This is a genomic window from Photobacterium sp. TY1-4, assembly GCF_025398175.1.
In the GTDB taxonomy this organism is placed as follows: domain Bacteria; phylum Pseudomonadota; class Gammaproteobacteria; order Enterobacterales; family Vibrionaceae; genus Photobacterium.
In genome coordinates, this window is the sequence record NZ_CP099734.1 from 2905757 (window position 1) to 2922690 (window position 16934).

Genomic DNA, 16934 nt, shown 5'->3' on the forward strand with positions numbered 1-16934 from the left:
CTCCCTTGCTTTTAAATTTAGGCTTCGTCGCTGAACCAGCAGATATTACGTGCGGCCATAATCAGCTCGCCCGCTTTCGCTTCGTTCATGCCTTCGATATCAACCAGATCATCGGTGCCTTGGTCAGCCAGATCTTCCAGCGTGCATACACCTATCGCCGCCAGTTTGAACGCCATATCGCGCTCCAGGCCATCCAGGGCAAGCAGGTCTTCCGCAGGCTCAACACCTTCAAAAGACTCTTCCTGCGCAAGAGCAAGGGTCGTCAGCGCTTCTTTCGCACGGTTACGCAGCTCTTCAACAGTGCCTTCATCCAGGCCATCGACAGCCAGCAGTTCTGCAACCGGAACGTAAGCAATTTCTTCCAGTGTGGTGAAACCTTCTTCAACCAGCATTGTGGCGAAGTCTTCGTCGATATCCAGGTGTTTGGTAAACACTTCGATGGACTCTTGTGCTTCTTCCTGGTGTTTCTTCTGAAGATCTTCAACGGTCATCACGTTGAGTTCCCAACCCGTCAGCTGTGACGCCAGGCGGACGTTCTGACCGCTGCGACCAATAGCTTGCGCCAGGTTGTCTTTCTCAACTGCGATATCCATGGTGTGGTTGTCTTCATCAACAATGATGGAGCTCACTTCAGCCGGCGCCATCGCATTGATCACAAATTGTGCAGGATTCTCATCCCACAGCACGATATCGATACGCTCGCCACCCAGCTCACCGGAAACCGCCTGAACACGGGCACCACGCATCCCCACACATGCACCAACCGGGTCAATCCGCTTGTCGTTGGTTTTCACGGCGATTTTCGCGCGAGAACCCGGATCACGGGCCGCCCCCATCAGTTCGATCAGCTCTTCGCCAATTTCCGGCACCTCGATGCGGAACAGCTCAGACAGCATTTCCGGCTTAGAACGGGTCATGAACAGCTGGAAACCACGCGCTTCAGGGCGTACAGCATACAGCAAGCCGCGAACGCGGTCACCCGGACGGAAGTTTTCACGCGGCAATTGGTCATCACGCTGGATCACCGCCTCTGCGTTGTTGCCCAGGTCAATCACCACGGCGTCGCGGTTCACTTTCTTGACCACACCAGTGATCAGCTCACCTTCGTTGTCGATGAATTGCTCCACAACCTGCGCGCGTTCAGCTTCGCGAACTTTCTGGACGATCACTTGCTTGGCTGTTTGCGTCGTGATGCGGTCGAAGGTTACCGATTCGATTTGCTCTTCGACATAGTCACCCAGCCCGATGGTTTCATCATCGTACTGCGCCGCTTCCAGGGTCATTTCCAGCGTTGGCTGAGTCACTTCCTCAACTGCTTTCCAGCGACGGAACGTGTCAAAGTGGCCCGTTTTACGGTCAATCGCCACTCGGACATCAATTTCTGCTTCATATTTTTTCTTAGTCGCTGTAGCCAGCGCGATCTCTAGTGCTTCGAAGATACGCTCACGAGGTACAGCTTTCTCATTGGATACCGCTTCAACGACAGCCAAGATTTCTTTGTTCATTTCTAATGCCCCAATTTAGCGGTTAGAATTTTGGAACCAGGTTGGCCTTGGAAATATTGCTCAGTGCAAAAGTTTCTTCATTGCCATCGACTTTTAATGTGATCATCTCACCGTCAACGGCAGTAATGTCACCCTTCCACTTGCGGCGGTTATTCATCGCCATTTTCAATACCAGGCTGACCTCGTGGCCAATAAATTGCTGATAATGTGCTGGTTTAAACAGCGGCCTTTCCAGACCAGGGGAGGAAACCTCCAGGTTGTAGGCAACAGTGATCGGATCTTCAACATCCATCACTGCGCTAATCTGGCGGCTCACATCAGCGCAGTCTTCCACCGTGATCCCATTTTCATGGTCAATGAAAACACGCAATGTCGAATGCTCACCGGCACGGATAAACTCCAGGCCGACCAGCTCATAGCCCAAAGCAACTACAGGTGCTTCAAGCAATTCAGTTAATTGCATCTCTAAAGCTGTCAAGACAACCCCCCGGAAACAAAAAAAGGGCACTAAAGCCCAGTAGATACCTGAATGGTCATTTTTCAGATAATAAAAAACCCCGAATTACGGGGTTTATTATCACTGGACCCTGATTGCCACAGCACAGGGCTATGACAGAAAAAACGACGCTATTGATAGCATAGTCGCTTTTTCGGAAAGTGGTTGCGGGGGCCGGATTTGAACCAACGACCTTCGGGTTATGAGCCCGACGAGCTACCAAGCTGCTCCACCCCGCGTCCGTAATCGCTGACGATTATATCGTCCAGATGTTGCTGTTTCAAGCAACGAATTATGGTGCCGAGAAGGGGACTTGAACCCCTACACCTTGCGGCACTAGCACCTCATGCTAGCGTGTCTACCAATTTCACCATCTCGGCTAAATTCTTTATTTACTGAGGAATGTCGCTGTGAGCCGGAGCATTCTCAGTTGGTTTTGCAACCTGTTCAGTGGCCGGGGCGCTTAAGTCTTCCCAGCTGCTGGTTTCTTTTGCTTGCTTGGCACTGATATTACCCAGAACCAGGCTGATGGCAAAAAACACCGTCGCACAAATTGCAGTCATTCGGGTCAAAAAGTTTCCAGAGCCGCTCGCGCCGAACAGTGTCCCTGAAGCGCCAGCCCCAAATGAAGCTCCCATATCTGCGCCTTTACCTTGTTGAACCAAAACCAGGCCAATAACACCAAGCGCAGCCAACAGATAAATCACAAGTAGAATTTCGTACATGGGTTCCACCTATGGTTAAATTGTTGTGCCGGCCTTGCTGCAGCAGCGCCAGCGCACCCCCTCACTGAAGGAGCGGGATGAATACTAGCGAAAGCCTCATCCGATGACAAGTAAAATTTCACGAAAAAGTCATAAGGGTGAATCACTTGACCAAGAATTAGGCAAGACCGAAAAAATCGGGCGACTCTTGGCCGCCCATGGTCTTAGCAGTTCTCTTTCACGGCCTGGGCAATGGCCAGCGCAGATTCTTTCACTAAATCAGCATCTTTGCCCTCAACCATCACTCGGATCAACGGCTCGGTACCCGACTTGCGCAGCAGCACGCGACCATTGTCGCCCAGTTGTGCTTCAACTTCGGCCTGGGCAGCCAGCACGGTTTCCGATTCCAGCGGGTTGGCATCACCGGTAAAACGGACATTTTCCAGCACCTGGGGATACATGGTCATGCCGTCGCAGAGATCCTTCAGCGACATCTTACTGCCGACAATTGAAGCCATGACCTGCAGACCCGCGACAATACCGTCACCGGTGGTGACTTTATCGAGCAGGATCACATGGCCGGAGTTTTCAGCGCCAATCAGCCAGTTGTGTTTTTTCAACTCTTCCAGCACATAGCGATCACCCACTTTCGCCCGGACAAACGGGATCCCCAGGTTCTTCAGGGCGACTTCCATCCCCAGGTTCGTCATCAGGGTGCCCACCACACCGCCTTTGAGTTCACCGCGACGCAGCGCATCCCGGGCAATAATATAAGCAATCTGATCGCCATCGACCTTATTGCCTTCTTCATCGACCATGATGACGCGGTCGCCATCACCGTCCAGCGCAACCCCAAAGTGAGCCTGCTCAGCCAGAACTTTAGCCTGCAGCGCCGCCACATCCGTTGCCCCAACCTTGTCGTTGATGTTGGTGCCGTTCGGCTCGCACCCCAGGGTGATCACGTCCGCGCCCAACTCTTTGAATACGTTCGGGGCAATGTGGTAGGTCGCACCGTGGGCACAGTCCACCACAATTTTATAGCCTGCCAGGCTCAGCTCTGACGGGAAGGTGCCCTTACAGAATTCAATATAGCGGCCCGCTGCATCGTTTATCCGGCTGGCTTTTCCCAGCAGGGCCGACTCCACGCAGGTCAGCGGTTTGTCCATTTCTTCTTCAATCGCCAGTTCAATCTCATCCGGTAACTTGGTCCCTTCTGAGGAGAAGAACTTGATCCCGTTATCGTAATACGGGTTGTGGGAGGCTGAAATCACAATCCCCGCTTCGGCGCGGAACGTCCGCGTCAGGTAAGCCACAGCCGGGGTCGGCATCGGACCGGTAAAGGCTGCCTGCAAGCCCGCTGCCGCCAGACCGGCTTCCAACGCCGATTCCAGCATATAACCGGAAATCCGGGTATCTTTTCCGATCAGGACTTTTTTGGTGCCCTGCTTCGACAGGACACGACCTGCCGCCCAGCCAAGTTTCAGTACAAAGTCCGGGGTGATTGGCGACTGCCCGACCAAACCACGAATCCCATCCGTACCAAAATACTTACGTTCAGCCATTCTCAGCTCCTAGCTATTGATTATTTTTCCTGCGCCAGCGTCATCTGACACACTTTCAGCACATCAACGGTTTCCTGTGCGTCGTGAACACGAATGATTTGCGCCCCTTTCATCGCAGCAATGGCCGCACAGGCCAGGCTGCCGGCCAAACATTCGGCAGGTTTTTTATTAAGTAACTTAAAAATCATTGATTTACGCGACATACCAACCAGCAACGGTAAACCAAACTGATGAAATTTATCCAGGTGTGCCAACAGTTGATAGTTGTGCTCCACAGTTTTACCAAATCCGTACCCCGGATCCAGCAACAGCCGCTCCCGCGGAATCCCGGCTTGCTCACAAGCGGCAATCCGGCCGGCCAGAAAACCACCCACATCGCGGAGCAGATCTTCATAATGAGGCTGATGCTGCATTGTACGCGGTTGCCCCTGCATATGCATCAAACAAATCGGTACGCCCGCTCTGGCCGCGGCTTCCAGCGCCCCCGGCTCTTGCAAGGCGCGAATGTCATTGATCAAATCTGCACCGGCCCGGACTGATTCCGTCATAACCTGGGCTTTACTGGTATCAACCGAGATCCAGCAGTCAAAACGCTGACGTATGGCTTCAATGACCGGCACCACCCGGGCCAATTCTTCATCCGTTGACACCTCCGCCGCGCCCGGACGCGTCGACTCGCCACCGATATCGATAAACGTGGTGCCTGCCGCCAGCATTTCCTCAACCCGGAACATGGCGCTGTCGAGTTGGTTAAACTGGCCGCCGTCAGAGAAGGAATCCGGAGTTACGTTGAGGATCCCCATCACATGAGGCGTACTTAAATCGAGGGTTTTCTCTTTACTGGTCAGGATCATGTTTCGTTACCTCCCATCCCAAACAACCATAAAAAAACCCCGAGGCATCTCGGGGTTTTTGGAGTCACGGTAACAACTAAGCTTGCGGCTTGTCGTCTTCCTTGTTTTCAGCTGCCGGTGCCTGAGCGCTTTCAGCCGCCGGATTTTGCTCGGCAGGCGCTTCGGCGTCTTTCGCCTCACCCGCTTTCTCGGCATTCAGCGTATCGCTTTCATCGCTCCAGCCTTTCGGCGCACGGATCACCGCTTTACGCTCCATCAGATCGTCAATCTGACCGGCATCAATCGTCTCGTACTTCATCAGCGCATCTTTCATCGCATGCATGATATCCATGTTTTGCTCCAGGATTTCACGCGCACGCTCATAGTTACGATCAATGATTGCACGAACTTCGGTATCAATCGCACGCGCCGTTTCATCAGACATGTGCTTGGTCTGCGTCACAGAGCGGCCCAGGAATACCTCGCCTTCATCTTCGGCGTACAACAATGGACCCAGCTTCTCAGAGAAGCCCCACTGCGTCACCATTTTACGGGCGATGTCGGTTGCACGTTCGATATCGTTAGACGCACCGGTCGAGACCTTGTTTACCCCGTAAATCAGCTCTTCTGCCAGACGGCCGCCGTACAGGCTGGAGATCATCGATTCCAGGAATTCACGAGAATGACTCACACGATCCTGCTCCGGCAGGTACATGGTGACACCCAGCGCACGACCACGCGGGATAATCGAGACCTTGTATACCGGATCATGATCAGGCACCAGGCGGCCGATGATAGCATGGCCCGCTTCGTGGTAAGCCGTTGACTCTTTCTGCTCTTGCGTCATAACCATCGACTTACGCTCGGCGCCCATCATGATCTTGTCTTTGGCCAGCTCGAACTCAACCATTGAGACCGTGCGCTTGTTGCCACGGGCAGCAAACAGCGCCGCTTCGTTGACCAGGTTCGCCAGATCCGCACCGGAGAAGCCCGGGGTACCGCGTGCAATCAGGGCCGGTTTCACATCACCGTCCAACGGAACCTTACGCATGTGGACTTTCAGGATTTGTTCACGACCGCGAACATCCGGCAAGCCAACTACCACCTGGCGGTCGAAACGACCAGGACGCAGCAACGCCGGATCCAGTACGTCAGGGCGGTTGGTTGCCGCAATCACGATGATCCCTTCATTACCTTCGAAGCCATCCATCTCAACCAGCATCTGGTTGAGGGTTTGCTCACGCTCATCGTGACCACCACCGACACCTGCACCACGCTGACGGCCCACGGCATCAATCTCATCGATAAAGATGATACAAGGCGCAGCCTTCTTGGCTTGTTCGAACATATCACGAACACGGGATGCACCCACACCGACGAACATTTCAACGAAGTCAGAACCGGAAATGGTAAAGAAAGGGACTTTGGCTTCACCGGCAATCGCTTTGGCCAGCAAGGTTTTACCCGTACCCGGAGGGCCAACCATCAGGACACCGGTCGGGATTTTACCGCCCAGTTTCTGGAAGCGGCTCGGATCACGCAGATAGTCCACCAGCTCCTTGACGTCTTCTTTGGCTTCATCACAGCCGGCAACGTCGCTGAAGGTGGTTTTGATCTGATCTTCACTCATCATGCGCGCTTTGGATTTACCGAACGACATGGCACCCTTGCCACCGCCGCCCTGCATCTGGCGCATAAAGAAAATCCACACACCAATGAGAAGCAACATCGGGAACCAGGAAATGAAGATCGATGCCAGCAGGCTCGGCTCTTCCGGTGGGGTTCCGACAACTTTCACATTCGCGTTAATTAGGTCGTCTAGTAGCTTTTGATCGTTTAGGACAGGCAGATAAGTAACGTATCGCGTGTTATCCCGCTTAAACACGGTGATTTCACGATCATTGAATCGCGCTTCCCTAATCTGATCCTGACCGATTTCACGGACAAAGGTTGTATAGTCGACTTGACGGCCAGCCGTATCACCCGGACCGAAGCTCTGAAAAACAGACATCAGAACCACAGCGATGACTAACCACAAAATCAAGTTTTTTGCCATGTCACTCAAGGTGTTAACCTCGCGATAACTAAAAGATTAATTTTAGGGTACTACAGTTTGTAACCTGTAGCTACAATATAAACCTCACGAGAACGATCCCGTGATGAATCCGGTTTCCGGATTTTGACCACTTTGAACATGCTCCGAACTTCCGCCAGATACGGGTCAAAGCCTTCCCCCTGGAATACCTTCACCGCAAAGCTGCCGTTCGGGGCAAGGACTTGTCTACACATATCTAATGCTAGTTCAACAAGATACATTGCTCTAGGTTGATCCGACGCTAAATTGCCGCTCATGTTCGGCGCCATATCGGAGAGCACCACATCGACCATATCCGGTTGAATACGCTCAAGCAACGCATCCAGCACCGCTTCCTCACGAAAATCCCCCTGAAGAAAACTCACGCCAGGCAGCGAGTCCATCGGCAGAATATCACAGGCAATCACCTGGCCTTCATCACCCACGATCTCGGCAGCATACTGCGACCAGCCCCCAGGCGCGGCCCCCAAGTCGACCACGGTCATCCCGGGCTTGAGCAGTTTGTCTTTGTGCTGGATCTCTTCAATTTTAAAAATCGCCCGTGAGCGATAACCTTTTTTCTGAGCCTCCTGAACATACTTATCGTCAAAGTGTTCTTTCAGCCAACGGCCAGAGCTGGCCGAATGCTTTTTTTTACTCATGATTTACCTAATGAGTGAGCGTACTTATAAAGTATAATGGCCCACGTTGCCGTGACACATACTAAACAAATTAGTCTTCTAGACTAGATGGCGTTAGAATACCCTGTTTTCAACCCTGATTAGCAAAATAGAGCCATCATGAATCTAAGCACCAAACAGAAGCAATACCTGAAAGGCCTTGCTCACAACCTGAAACCTGTTGTCCTTATGGGTGCAAACGGTCTGACCGAAGCCGTCCTGGCTGAGATCGAACTCGCGCTGGATCACCATGAACTGATCAAAGTAAAAGTCGCGGCTGAAGAGCGCGAGACCAAAGACTTGATCGTTGATGCGATCGTGCGTGAGACCAAAGCGGAAAAAGTTCAGGTGATCGGTAAGACCCTGGTGCTGTACCGCCAGAGCGAAGAACGTAAAATCGAGCTTCCTCGCAAATAAAAAAGGCCGCCGATGCGGCCTTTTTTATACCGCTATCATGGCAAAATTGCCATGAATTGCCAGCAACCTTAACATTCCTTAACAATATCGCGGCCGGGTGCTATCAGAGATAGGCCACTTCCGCAATTTCAAACTCACGCTGACCACCTGGTGTGGTGATCGTGACTTCATCGTCCTGCATCTTACCTATCAGGCCCCGGGCAATCGGTGAGTTCACAGAAATCCGCCCTGCCTTAATATCCGCCTCATCATCACCCACGATTTGATAGCGCACTTCTTCGTCGGTATCGACATCAATCAGGGTCACCGTGGTTCCGAAAATTACTTTGCCGGTGTTGGCCATTTTCGAGACATCAATCACCTGGGCAACAGAGAGCTTATATTCAATATCACGGATCTGCGCTTCGCAGATCCCCTGCTCTTCGCGGGCAGCATGGTATTCAGCGTTCTCTTTCAGATCGCCCAGCTCGCGTGCTTCGCCGATGGCCTGAGAGATAATAGGACGACGCTTCATTAGTGCTTCCAGCTCTTCACGCAGCATTTTTTCGCCGCGCACTGTCATTGGAACCTTTTCCATAGCTTTACTCACCTCAATACCTGTTTCAGTGCTCAGCACTTTTTTAGGCAAAAAAAAGTTAGCCCAGCAGTGTTGCTGAACCAACGTCGTTAATCGGGATCAGAATTCATTTTAAACAAAGATACGCCAGAGATCACCCCGGATCAGAAATCGGCGACGGAAAAGCATCGCCCTACAAGAACGTGCCTTCAATTGATGCGTATCGAGTCACAAATCCATTCAATGTTACAAATTAATCCGACTCTAAAAACTTCAAAACCATCTAAAGACAACTAAAACCCAACCGGAAGCCAGAACTTTCCAGGCATTCCCTAACCAACTGATAGTAAGCGACATTCCCACATAAAGCAGCGCAAAACCGCTATCAAAAGAGTATTTTTCAGTTTTTTTTACTACCTCTGGCCAAAGTAGAACCAGTAAAAAGAACACCATGCATTTAGCATTCTCATGCATACAACTGATTCATTCCAAAAAGGATTTCTAAAAGGATTCGACAATGAATAAAAAAATGATTGCTCTGGCAGTAGCAGCCGCTTCTCTTTCTACCGTCACCAACGCGGCCGAAGTTTACTCGGATGAAACGTCAAGCCTGGCTGTTGGCGGTCGCTTTGAAGCCCGCGCGCTGATGAAGGACACCGAGACCAGCAGCAACAAAGTAACCGACCAAACCCGTGTGCGTGTCAACATTGCCGGTAAAACAGACATCACTGAAAGCATCTATGGTCTCGGCTTCTGGGAAGGCGAGTACAAAGACGGTGAAGATCTCAACAACCGTCACCTGAACGCCGGGATCGGCGGCGACTTCGGGAAAGTGGTGTATGGTAAGACCGACGGCTCCCTGGCGGCACTGACAGACTTCACCGATATCATGGCCTACCATGGTAACGAGGCCGGGAATAAAATTGACGCGGGCGACCGTACCGGCAACAACCTGGCCTATATCGGCTCATTTGACCTGGGCGGCAATAACCTGGTGCTGGGTGCCAACTACGTGTTTGACGGCGACAATGAAAACACAGCCGGTGAATACGATGTCAACGGTTACTCTGCAAGCGCCATCTATGCGATGGAGATGGGTCTGGCCTTCGGTGCCGGCTACGGTGAGCAGGACGGCTACGGCGCCCTGAACACTGAGAAAGCCAAGCAGGCTTTCGGAGCGATCTCGTACACCCTGGGTGATTTCTACGTTGCCGCCCTGTACCAGGATGCTGAAGATACTGTGGTCGACGATGTGCTGATCAAAGACTCTCAGGGCTATGAGTTCGCAGCTTCTTACACACTGGGTAAAACCGTGTTTATCGCGACCTACAACTACCTGGAAGATAAAGACAACAACATCGACCTGCGTGACTCCATTGCCGTTGACGCGACACACTACTTCAACAAGAACTTCCGTACCTACGCATCTTACAAGTTCAACAACCTGGACGAGAAAGATGTCGGCAAATCCGCGGCCTCTGACGAGTTCGTCCTGGGTGCCCGCTACGACTTCTAATCCTCCGGCAATCGCCTGAGACGAAGGCGTCCCTCTTTCAGGGGGATGCCTTTTTTCGTTAAGATACCCCCATATTTCCCCAACCAGATGCTGATCATGCTCCGTGTTTTGACGTTTTTTCTCAGCTTCCTGCTCTGTGCCCAGGCCCTAGCAACCCCCGTTTTCTCTCCCCGACAGGCACTCAGCCTGCTCCCGGCCGGCCACGATGCCGCACTGATCGTGGCTGATCCGGCCACGGGGGAGATCCTGTATTCCCAGCGTGAGCATCAGCTTCAGGCGCCGGCCAGCACCCAAAAGTTGCTCACCGCCTTGGCAGCCAGGCTCTATCTGCCGGATGAGTTTTATTTTACGACGGACCTGGAGCGCCGGGGAAACGACATCATCCTCCGCTTTAGCGGCGATCCCCTGCTCTCACGCACCCAACTGGCCGATCTGCTCCGTCAGCTGAAGCTACACCAGATCACCCGGATTGAAGGGGATATTTTACTGAATGGGGCCGTGTTCGATGGCCATGAACAGGCACCGGGCTGGCCGTGGGATATTCTGGGGGTCTGCTACAGCGCCCCGTCGAGCAGTATCTCGCTGGAGCACAACTGCGTACAGGGAGCACTTTACAGTAACCGGTCGCCGGGTGCGCTGACCCGGGTCAATGTGCCCCGCCATCAGCCGATCACCGTCAGCAGTGATGCCCGGGTGGTCACCCAAGCCGAGCAAGAAGCCAGCTATTGCGAGTTGAGCCTGATAACCGCGCCGGGCAACCGCTATCAGCTCAGTGGTTGCCTGCCGGAGCGCAAAAAACCGCTACCGCTGAATTTCGCAGTTCAGGATACCGTTGACTATACGGCGGCGGTGATCCGGGATGAGCTCAAACGTGCCGGGATCCGTTTTCGCGGCCAAATCCGCCGGGATGATCAGGCCCAGGGAGAGCACCTGGCCCGCCATCGCTCGGCCCCCCTCGCGACCTTGCTCGAGACCATGGTCAAGGACTCGGATAACCTGATCGCTGATAACTTGCTGAAAACGCTGGGCCGAGTGTACTTCACCCAACCCGGCACCTTCGCCAACGGGGTCGCCGCCATGAAAGCGATCCTGACCGAGAAGGCCGGTCTCGACCTGAGCCAGGCCGTCTTGGTCGACGGCTCCGGCCTATCGCGCAACAACCGCCTGACTGCCCGCTTGATGATGGAAGTGATCACTTACCTCTATCAGCACGATGAGCAGTTAAACTTACTCCGCACCCTGCCGATCAGCGGTCAGAGCGGAACCTTGCAATATCGCCAGAGCATCCGCCACCAGCCGCTGGAAGGGCATATTCTCGCCAAAAGCGGCTCATTGTTCGGCACCCACAACCTGGCCGGGATCGTCACCACCCAGTCCGGAAAGAACCTGCTGTTTGTTCAACTGATCACCAATTATCACCCGCCCGAGCAGGACACCCCGGGCATTGCACCACCGATTGAACAGTTTGAGCGCCGGTTCTACCAGAGTCTCTACCGCAACTATTAATCGCTACCCTTGCCGCCCCGGGCTTCCCGGGGCAAAGCATCACGACCTCCCACCGGCACGGCACACTGACTCACTTCTGCCGGCTGACCGCAAACACCAGACAAAAAAAGCCCGCACAAAGCGGGCTCTTGGTATTTAGCATGGCGTAGCCTTTCAGAGGATGCGCCTTTCAGGAGAGGTGTTACCCCTGGTTGATCCGGGCATGCAGTTCCTGCACTGAAGTGACCTTGTTGCGGTCATCTGCTGACCAGGCCATGCAGGTTGCAAACGCTGCGTTCAGGGTTGTGGTGTAGTTCACCTTCTCTGCCAGCGCGCCGCGACGCAGGACCTTCGAGTCCTCGATCGCCTGGCGGCCTTCCGCCGTATTCACGATGTAGGTGTACTCGTTGTTCTTGATCCGATCCAGGATGTGCGGACGGCCTTCGTGAACCTTGTTCACCAGGCGCGGGTTGATCCCGGCTTCACCCAGAACCACCGCCGTGCCGTGGGTCGCATCCAGCTCATAGCCCTGCTTCACCAGCTTCGACGCCAGGTCTACGACACGTTGCTTGTCATTGCCGCGAACCGACAGCAGCGCACGGCCTTTGGCCTGCTTCTCTTTACCACAGCCCAGCTCCGCTTTGGCGAAAGCTTCGGCAAACGTATCGCCCACACCCATCACCTCACCGGTCGAGCGCATCTCCGGGCCCAACAGCGGGTCAACACCCGGGAACTTGTTGAACGGCAGCACCACTTCCTTCACTGAGTAGTAAGGCGGAATAATTTCCTTGGTAAAGCCCTGAGATTCCAGTGTCTGACCCGCCATCACGCGCGCAGCAATCTTGGCCAGCGGGGCACCGGTTGCCTTGGAGACAAACGGCACAGTCCGCGCCGCACGTGGGTTGACTTCAATCAGGTACACTTCGTTGTCTTTCACCGCAAACTGGGTGTTCATCAGGCCACGAACGCCCAGCTCAAACGCCAGTTTCTCAACCTGACGGCGCATCTCGTCCTGGATTTCCTGGCTCAGCGTATAAGCCGGCAGCGAACAAGCCGAGTCACCGGAGTGAACGCCCGCTTGTTCGATGTGCTCCATGATCCCGCCAATCACCACACGCTCACCGTCGCAAATCGCGTCGACATCGACTTCAGTGGCATCATCAAGGAAGCGATCCAGCAGTACCGGCGATTCGTTCGACACGCTCACTGCTTCGTTGAAGTAACGGCGCAGGTCAGCTTCGTCGTAGACGATTTCCATCGCCCGACCGCCCAGAACATAGGATGGACGTACGACCAGCGGGAAGCCGATTTCTTTTGATTTCTCAACCGCTTGCTCCAGCGCAGTCACGGTCGCATTCTCAGGCTGTTTCAGCCCCAGACGCTCTACAGCAGCCTGGAACCGCTCACGGTCTTCGGCACGGTCAATCGCATCCGGGCTGGTCCCGATAATCGGCACACCCGCCGCTTCCAGGGCACGGGCCAGTTTCAGCGGCGTCTGGCCACCGTACTGCACAATCACCCCTTTCGGCTGCTCAACACGAACAATCGACAGCACATCTTCCAGCGTCACCGGCTCGAAGTACAGGCGGTCTGACGTGTCGTAGTCGGTTGAAACCGTTTCCGGGTTACAGTTCACCATGATGGTCTCGTAACCGTCTTCACGCAGGGCCAGGGAGGCATGCACACAGCAGTAATCAAACTCGATGCCCTGGCCAATGCGGTTCGGACCGCCGCCCAGGACCATGATTTTGTCTTTGTCCGTCGGCTGTGCTTCACATTCGTCATCATACGATGAGTACATGTACGCGGTGTCTGAAGAGAACTCAGCAGCACAGGTATCCACACGCTTGTAGACCGGGTGAATGTTGAACTGGTCACGCAGCTTGCGGATTTCAGTTTCAGCCACACCCAACAGCTTCGCCAGACGCGCATCGGCAAAACCTTTACGCTTGAGCCGACGCAACACCCCTTCATTCAGGCCGGCAAAGCCGCCTTCTTTCACGTCGTTCTCCAGTTTCACCAGCTCTTCAATTTGAACCAGGAACCAGCGGTCGATGTTGGTCAGGTTAAACACGCCATCGACGGACAGGCCGGCACGGAAAGCATCAGCGATGTACCAAATCCGCTCGGCACCCGCATCTTTCAGCTCATGGCGGATTTTGGTCAGCGCATCGGGCTCATCCAGGTCGACCATCTCATCGAAGCCGGTCGCGCCCACTTCCAGGCCGCGCAGGGCTTTATGCAGAGATTCCTGCTGGTTACGGCCAATCGCCATCACCTCACCGACAGACTTCATCTGCGTGGTCAGACGGTCATTGGCACCGGCAAATTTCTCGAAGTTAAAGCGTGGGATCTTGGTGACGACGTAGTCAATGGTTGGTTCGAACGAGGCCGGTGTCGCACCACCGGTGATGTCGTTCATCAGCTCATCTAAGGTAAAGCCAATCGCCAGTTTGGCGGCAACTTTGGCAATCGGGAAACCGGTCGCTTTCGAGGCCAGCGCAGAAGAGCGCGAAACCCGCGGGTTCATCTCGATGATCACCATGCGGCCATCTTTCGGGTTGATCCCGAACTGAACGTTCGAGCCCCCGGTTTCAACACCGATTTCTCGCAGGACCGCCAGCGAGGCGTTTCGCATCAGCTGGTATTCTTTGTCGGTCAGGGTTTGCGCCGGGGCGACCGTGATGGAGTCACCGGTGTGGATCCCCATCGCATCGAAGTTTTCGATCGAACAGACGATGATGCAGTTGTCGTTTTTATCACGAACCACTTCCATCTCGTACTCTTTCCAGCCAATCAGCGACTCGTCAATCAGCAGCTCATTGGTTGGAGACAGATCCAGGCCGCGGCGGCAGATCTCTTCGAACTCTTCTTTGTTATAGGCAATCCCGCCGCCGGTCCCACCCATGGTGAACGACGGACGGATAATACAAGGGAAGCCGACCATATCCAGGACTCGGTAAGCTTCTTCCATGGTTTTGGCGGTATCGGCACGCGGACATTCCAGGCCAATTGATTTCATCGCCGCATCGAAACGCGAGCGATCTTCCGCTTTATCAATCGCATCTGCTGTCGCACCAATCATCTCAACGCCGAACTCTGCCAGCACGCCATGGCGCTCCAGATCCAGCGCACAGTTCAGTGCAGTCTGGCCGCCCATGGTCGGCAGCACGGCATCCGGACGCTCTTTCTCGATGATCTTGCGTACCACTTCCCAGTGGATCGGCTCGATGTAGGTCGCATCCGCCATTTCCGGGTCGGTCATGATGGTCGCCGGGTTCGAGTTCACCAGAATCACGCGATAGCCTTCTTCACGAAGCGCTTTACACGCCTGGGCACCCGAATAATCGAACTCACAGGCCTGGCCGATCACGATTGGGCCGGCACCCAGGATAAGAACACTTTTAATGTCAGTACGTTTTGGCATTGCTTACTACTCCGGCTTAGGCGCTGTGCTGTTTAATCAGATCGATAAAGTGGTCAAAAAGTGGTGCCGCGTCATGCGGGCCCGGGCTGGCTTCCGGGTGGCCCTGGAAGCTGAACGCCGGCTTGTCGGTGCGGTGGATCCCCTGCAGCGAGCCGTCAAATAGCGATTTGTGCGTGGCACGCAGGTTTTCAGGCAGCGTCGCCTCGTCCGCCGCAAAGCCGTGGTTCTGGCTGGTGATCATCACCACATCGCGGTCCAGATCTTTCACCGGGTGGTTGGCACCATGGTGGCCGAATTTCATTTTCACGGTTTGCGCGCCGCTGGCCAGGGCCAGAATTTGGTGCCCCAGACAAATGCCGAAAATCGGCAAGCCTTTGTCCAGAAAGACTTTGGTCGCTTCAATCGCGTAGGTACACGGCTCCGGGTCGCCCGGTCCGTTGGACAGGAACACACCGTCCGGGTTCATCGCCAGCACCTCTTCTGCCGAGGTCTGGGCCGGTACCACCGTCAGGCGACAGCCACGGTCAACCAGCATGCGCAAAATATTGCGCTTGGCACCGAAGTCATAGGCCACGACATGGTACGGCAGCTCGCTGTCATCTTTTGCTTCCGGCAAGCCGCCGGTCAGGGTCCAGGAGCCCTGCTTCCATGGGTAAACTTCAGCCGTTGTCACCACTTTCGCCAGATCCATACCTTTCAGACCCGGGAAATCTTTCGCCTTGGCCAGCGCCAGCGCCTCATCCTGGTGATTGCCCGCCATGATGCAGCCATTTTGCGCCCCTTTCTCACGCAGCAGGCGTGTCAGTTTACGGGTGTCAATGTCTGCAATGCCGACGATGTTTTGGGATTTGAGATAATCAGAAAGGGATTGCTGACTACGGAAGTTGGAAGCGATGAGCGGGAGATCGCGAATCACCAGGCCTTGCGCGTGGATGGAGGAGGATTCTTCGTCTTCGGAATTGGTTCCGGTATTGCCAATATGGGGGTAAGTGAGAGTCACAATCTGTTGAGAATAAGAGGGGTCGGTGAGGATTTCCTGATACCCCGTCATCGAGGTATTAAAAACGACTTCACCAACAGCCGAACCATCTGCCCCGATGGACACGCCGTGGAACACTGTCCCATCTTCCAGGACTAACAGCGCTGATTTGCTCAAGACAACCTCCAGAGATTTAGAATAATAAAAATGCAGCTAAAACAGATAAACTTGCAATTACCCATTCCATACAAAGTCAAAAAGCGAGTCAAGCTGAATTTTGACAAATTGCGCGCATTCTAGAGATCGCTGTGAAAAGTGTCAACCGAACGGCCAAAATAAATTTTATTTTCAGCCTCACCAGCAAAAACCGCCCTCCTAACCCGGATAAAGCACACAAAAGTCGTTAATCCTGCGCTCCCGGCAGAGGCGAAAATTGAGTTTAACGTTTGCCTAAAACACCCTCAGAACAAAACCAACAAACCTCATCAAAAATGGTGAAAAAAAGCCAACTTTAGATACCGTTTTACAGGGAATGGTAAAAAATTAAACCCAAACAGCCAAAACAAACATGAAATAAGAGCATCCCCCCTCAGAGATAACGCAACCAAACGCACAGGCATGTTCAAACGATAAAATTCACTATTTATGCATGTTACGTCCGGAAGAGCATAATAATTATGAATTCGAAAAAAACAGGGTG

General features: G+C 53.7%; 14 protein-coding genes and 2 tRNA genes. 3 read left to right on the forward strand and 13 right to left on the reverse strand.

Going from position 1 to position 16934, the window contains the following annotated elements; translation table 11 throughout:
• Window positions 1–17: 17 nt before the first annotated feature.
• The 9 genes from nusA to rlmE all read right to left on the reverse strand — a co-directional run bounded on the left by nusA (window position 18) and on the right by rlmE (window position 7836).
• Complete coding sequence (nusA, locus tag NH461_RS13570) at window positions 18–1505, reverse strand: transcription termination factor NusA (protein WP_261600862.1); 1488 nt, start codon at window positions 1503–1505, stop codon at window positions 18–20.
• Window positions 1506–1527: 22 nt separating this feature from the next.
• A complete protein-coding gene (gene rimP, locus NH461_RS13575) occupies window positions 1528–1983 on the reverse strand; it encodes a ribosome maturation factor RimP (RefSeq protein WP_261600863.1) in 456 nt (151 codons plus the stop codon).
• A gap of 180 nt (window positions 1984–2163) precedes the next feature.
• Window positions 2164–2240, reverse strand: a tRNA-Met gene (locus NH461_RS13580).
• A gap of 56 nt (window positions 2241–2296) precedes the next feature.
• Window positions 2297–2381 (reverse strand) — tRNA-Leu (locus NH461_RS13585).
• A 12-nt stretch (window positions 2382–2393) separates the two neighbouring features.
• Window positions 2394–2726: a preprotein translocase subunit SecG gene (secG, locus tag NH461_RS13590; protein WP_261600864.1), complete on the reverse strand. Its 333-nt coding sequence runs from the start codon at window positions 2724–2726 to the stop codon at window positions 2394–2396.
• Window positions 2727–2929: 203 nt separating this feature from the next.
• The gene (gene glmM, locus NH461_RS13595) at window positions 2930–4267 is read right to left on the reverse strand and encodes a phosphoglucosamine mutase (protein ID WP_261600865.1); all 1338 of its coding nucleotides are present in this window, start codon (window positions 4265–4267) and stop codon (window positions 2930–2932) included.
• A 20-nt stretch (window positions 4268–4287) separates the two neighbouring features.
• Window positions 4288–5121, reverse strand: coding sequence for a dihydropteroate synthase (folP, locus tag NH461_RS13600; protein WP_261600866.1), 834 nt, complete (start codon window positions 5119–5121; stop codon window positions 4288–4290).
• 76 nt (window positions 5122–5197) lie between these two features.
• The gene (ftsH, locus tag NH461_RS13605) at window positions 5198–7165 is read right to left on the reverse strand and encodes an ATP-dependent zinc metalloprotease FtsH (protein ID WP_261600867.1); all 1968 of its coding nucleotides are present in this window, start codon (window positions 7163–7165) and stop codon (window positions 5198–5200) included.
• A 41-nt stretch (window positions 7166–7206) separates the two neighbouring features.
• Window positions 7207–7836, reverse strand: a complete 630-nt coding sequence (gene rlmE, locus NH461_RS13610) for a 23S rRNA (uridine(2552)-2'-O)-methyltransferase RlmE (protein ID WP_261600868.1) — start codon at window positions 7834–7836, stop codon at window positions 7207–7209.
• A gap of 138 nt (window positions 7837–7974) precedes the next feature.
• On the opposite strand from rlmE, the gene yhbY reads away from it, so the two are divergent.
• Window positions 7975–8271, forward strand: coding sequence for a ribosome assembly RNA-binding protein YhbY (gene yhbY, locus NH461_RS13615; protein ID WP_261600869.1), 297 nt, complete (start codon window positions 7975–7977; stop codon window positions 8269–8271).
• A gap of 103 nt (window positions 8272–8374) precedes the next feature.
• Here the strand turns inward: yhbY and greA are convergent, their stop codons facing one another.
• Entirely contained in the window at window positions 8375–8848 is a 474-nt protein-coding gene (gene greA / locus NH461_RS13620) for a transcription elongation factor GreA (protein ID WP_261600870.1), read from the reverse strand.
• Between the two features lie 252 nt (window positions 8849–9100).
• Complete coding sequence (locus NH461_RS13625; protein WP_261600871.1) at window positions 9101–9301, reverse strand: hypothetical protein; 201 nt, start codon at window positions 9299–9301, stop codon at window positions 9101–9103.
• Window positions 9302–9344: 43 nt separating this feature from the next.
• On the opposite strand from NH461_RS13625, the gene NH461_RS13630 reads away from it, so the two are divergent.
• Window positions 9345–10343, forward strand: coding sequence for a porin (locus NH461_RS13630; RefSeq protein WP_261600872.1), 999 nt, complete (start codon window positions 9345–9347; stop codon window positions 10341–10343).
• 96 nt (window positions 10344–10439) lie between these two features.
• A complete protein-coding gene (dacB, locus tag NH461_RS13635) occupies window positions 10440–11849 on the forward strand; it encodes a serine-type D-Ala-D-Ala carboxypeptidase (RefSeq protein ID WP_261600873.1) in 1410 nt (469 codons plus the stop codon).
• Between the two features lie 181 nt (window positions 11850–12030).
• Here the strand turns inward: dacB and carB are convergent, their stop codons facing one another.
• Window positions 12031–15255, reverse strand: a complete 3225-nt coding sequence (gene carB, locus NH461_RS13640; RefSeq protein ID WP_261600874.1) for a carbamoyl-phosphate synthase large subunit — start codon at window positions 15253–15255, stop codon at window positions 12031–12033.
• Between the two features lie 16 nt (window positions 15256–15271).
• Window positions 15272–16411: a glutamine-hydrolyzing carbamoyl-phosphate synthase small subunit gene (carA, locus tag NH461_RS13645; RefSeq protein WP_261600875.1), complete on the reverse strand. Its 1140-nt coding sequence runs from the start codon at window positions 16409–16411 to the stop codon at window positions 15272–15274.
• Window positions 16412–16934 lie beyond the last annotated feature (523 nt).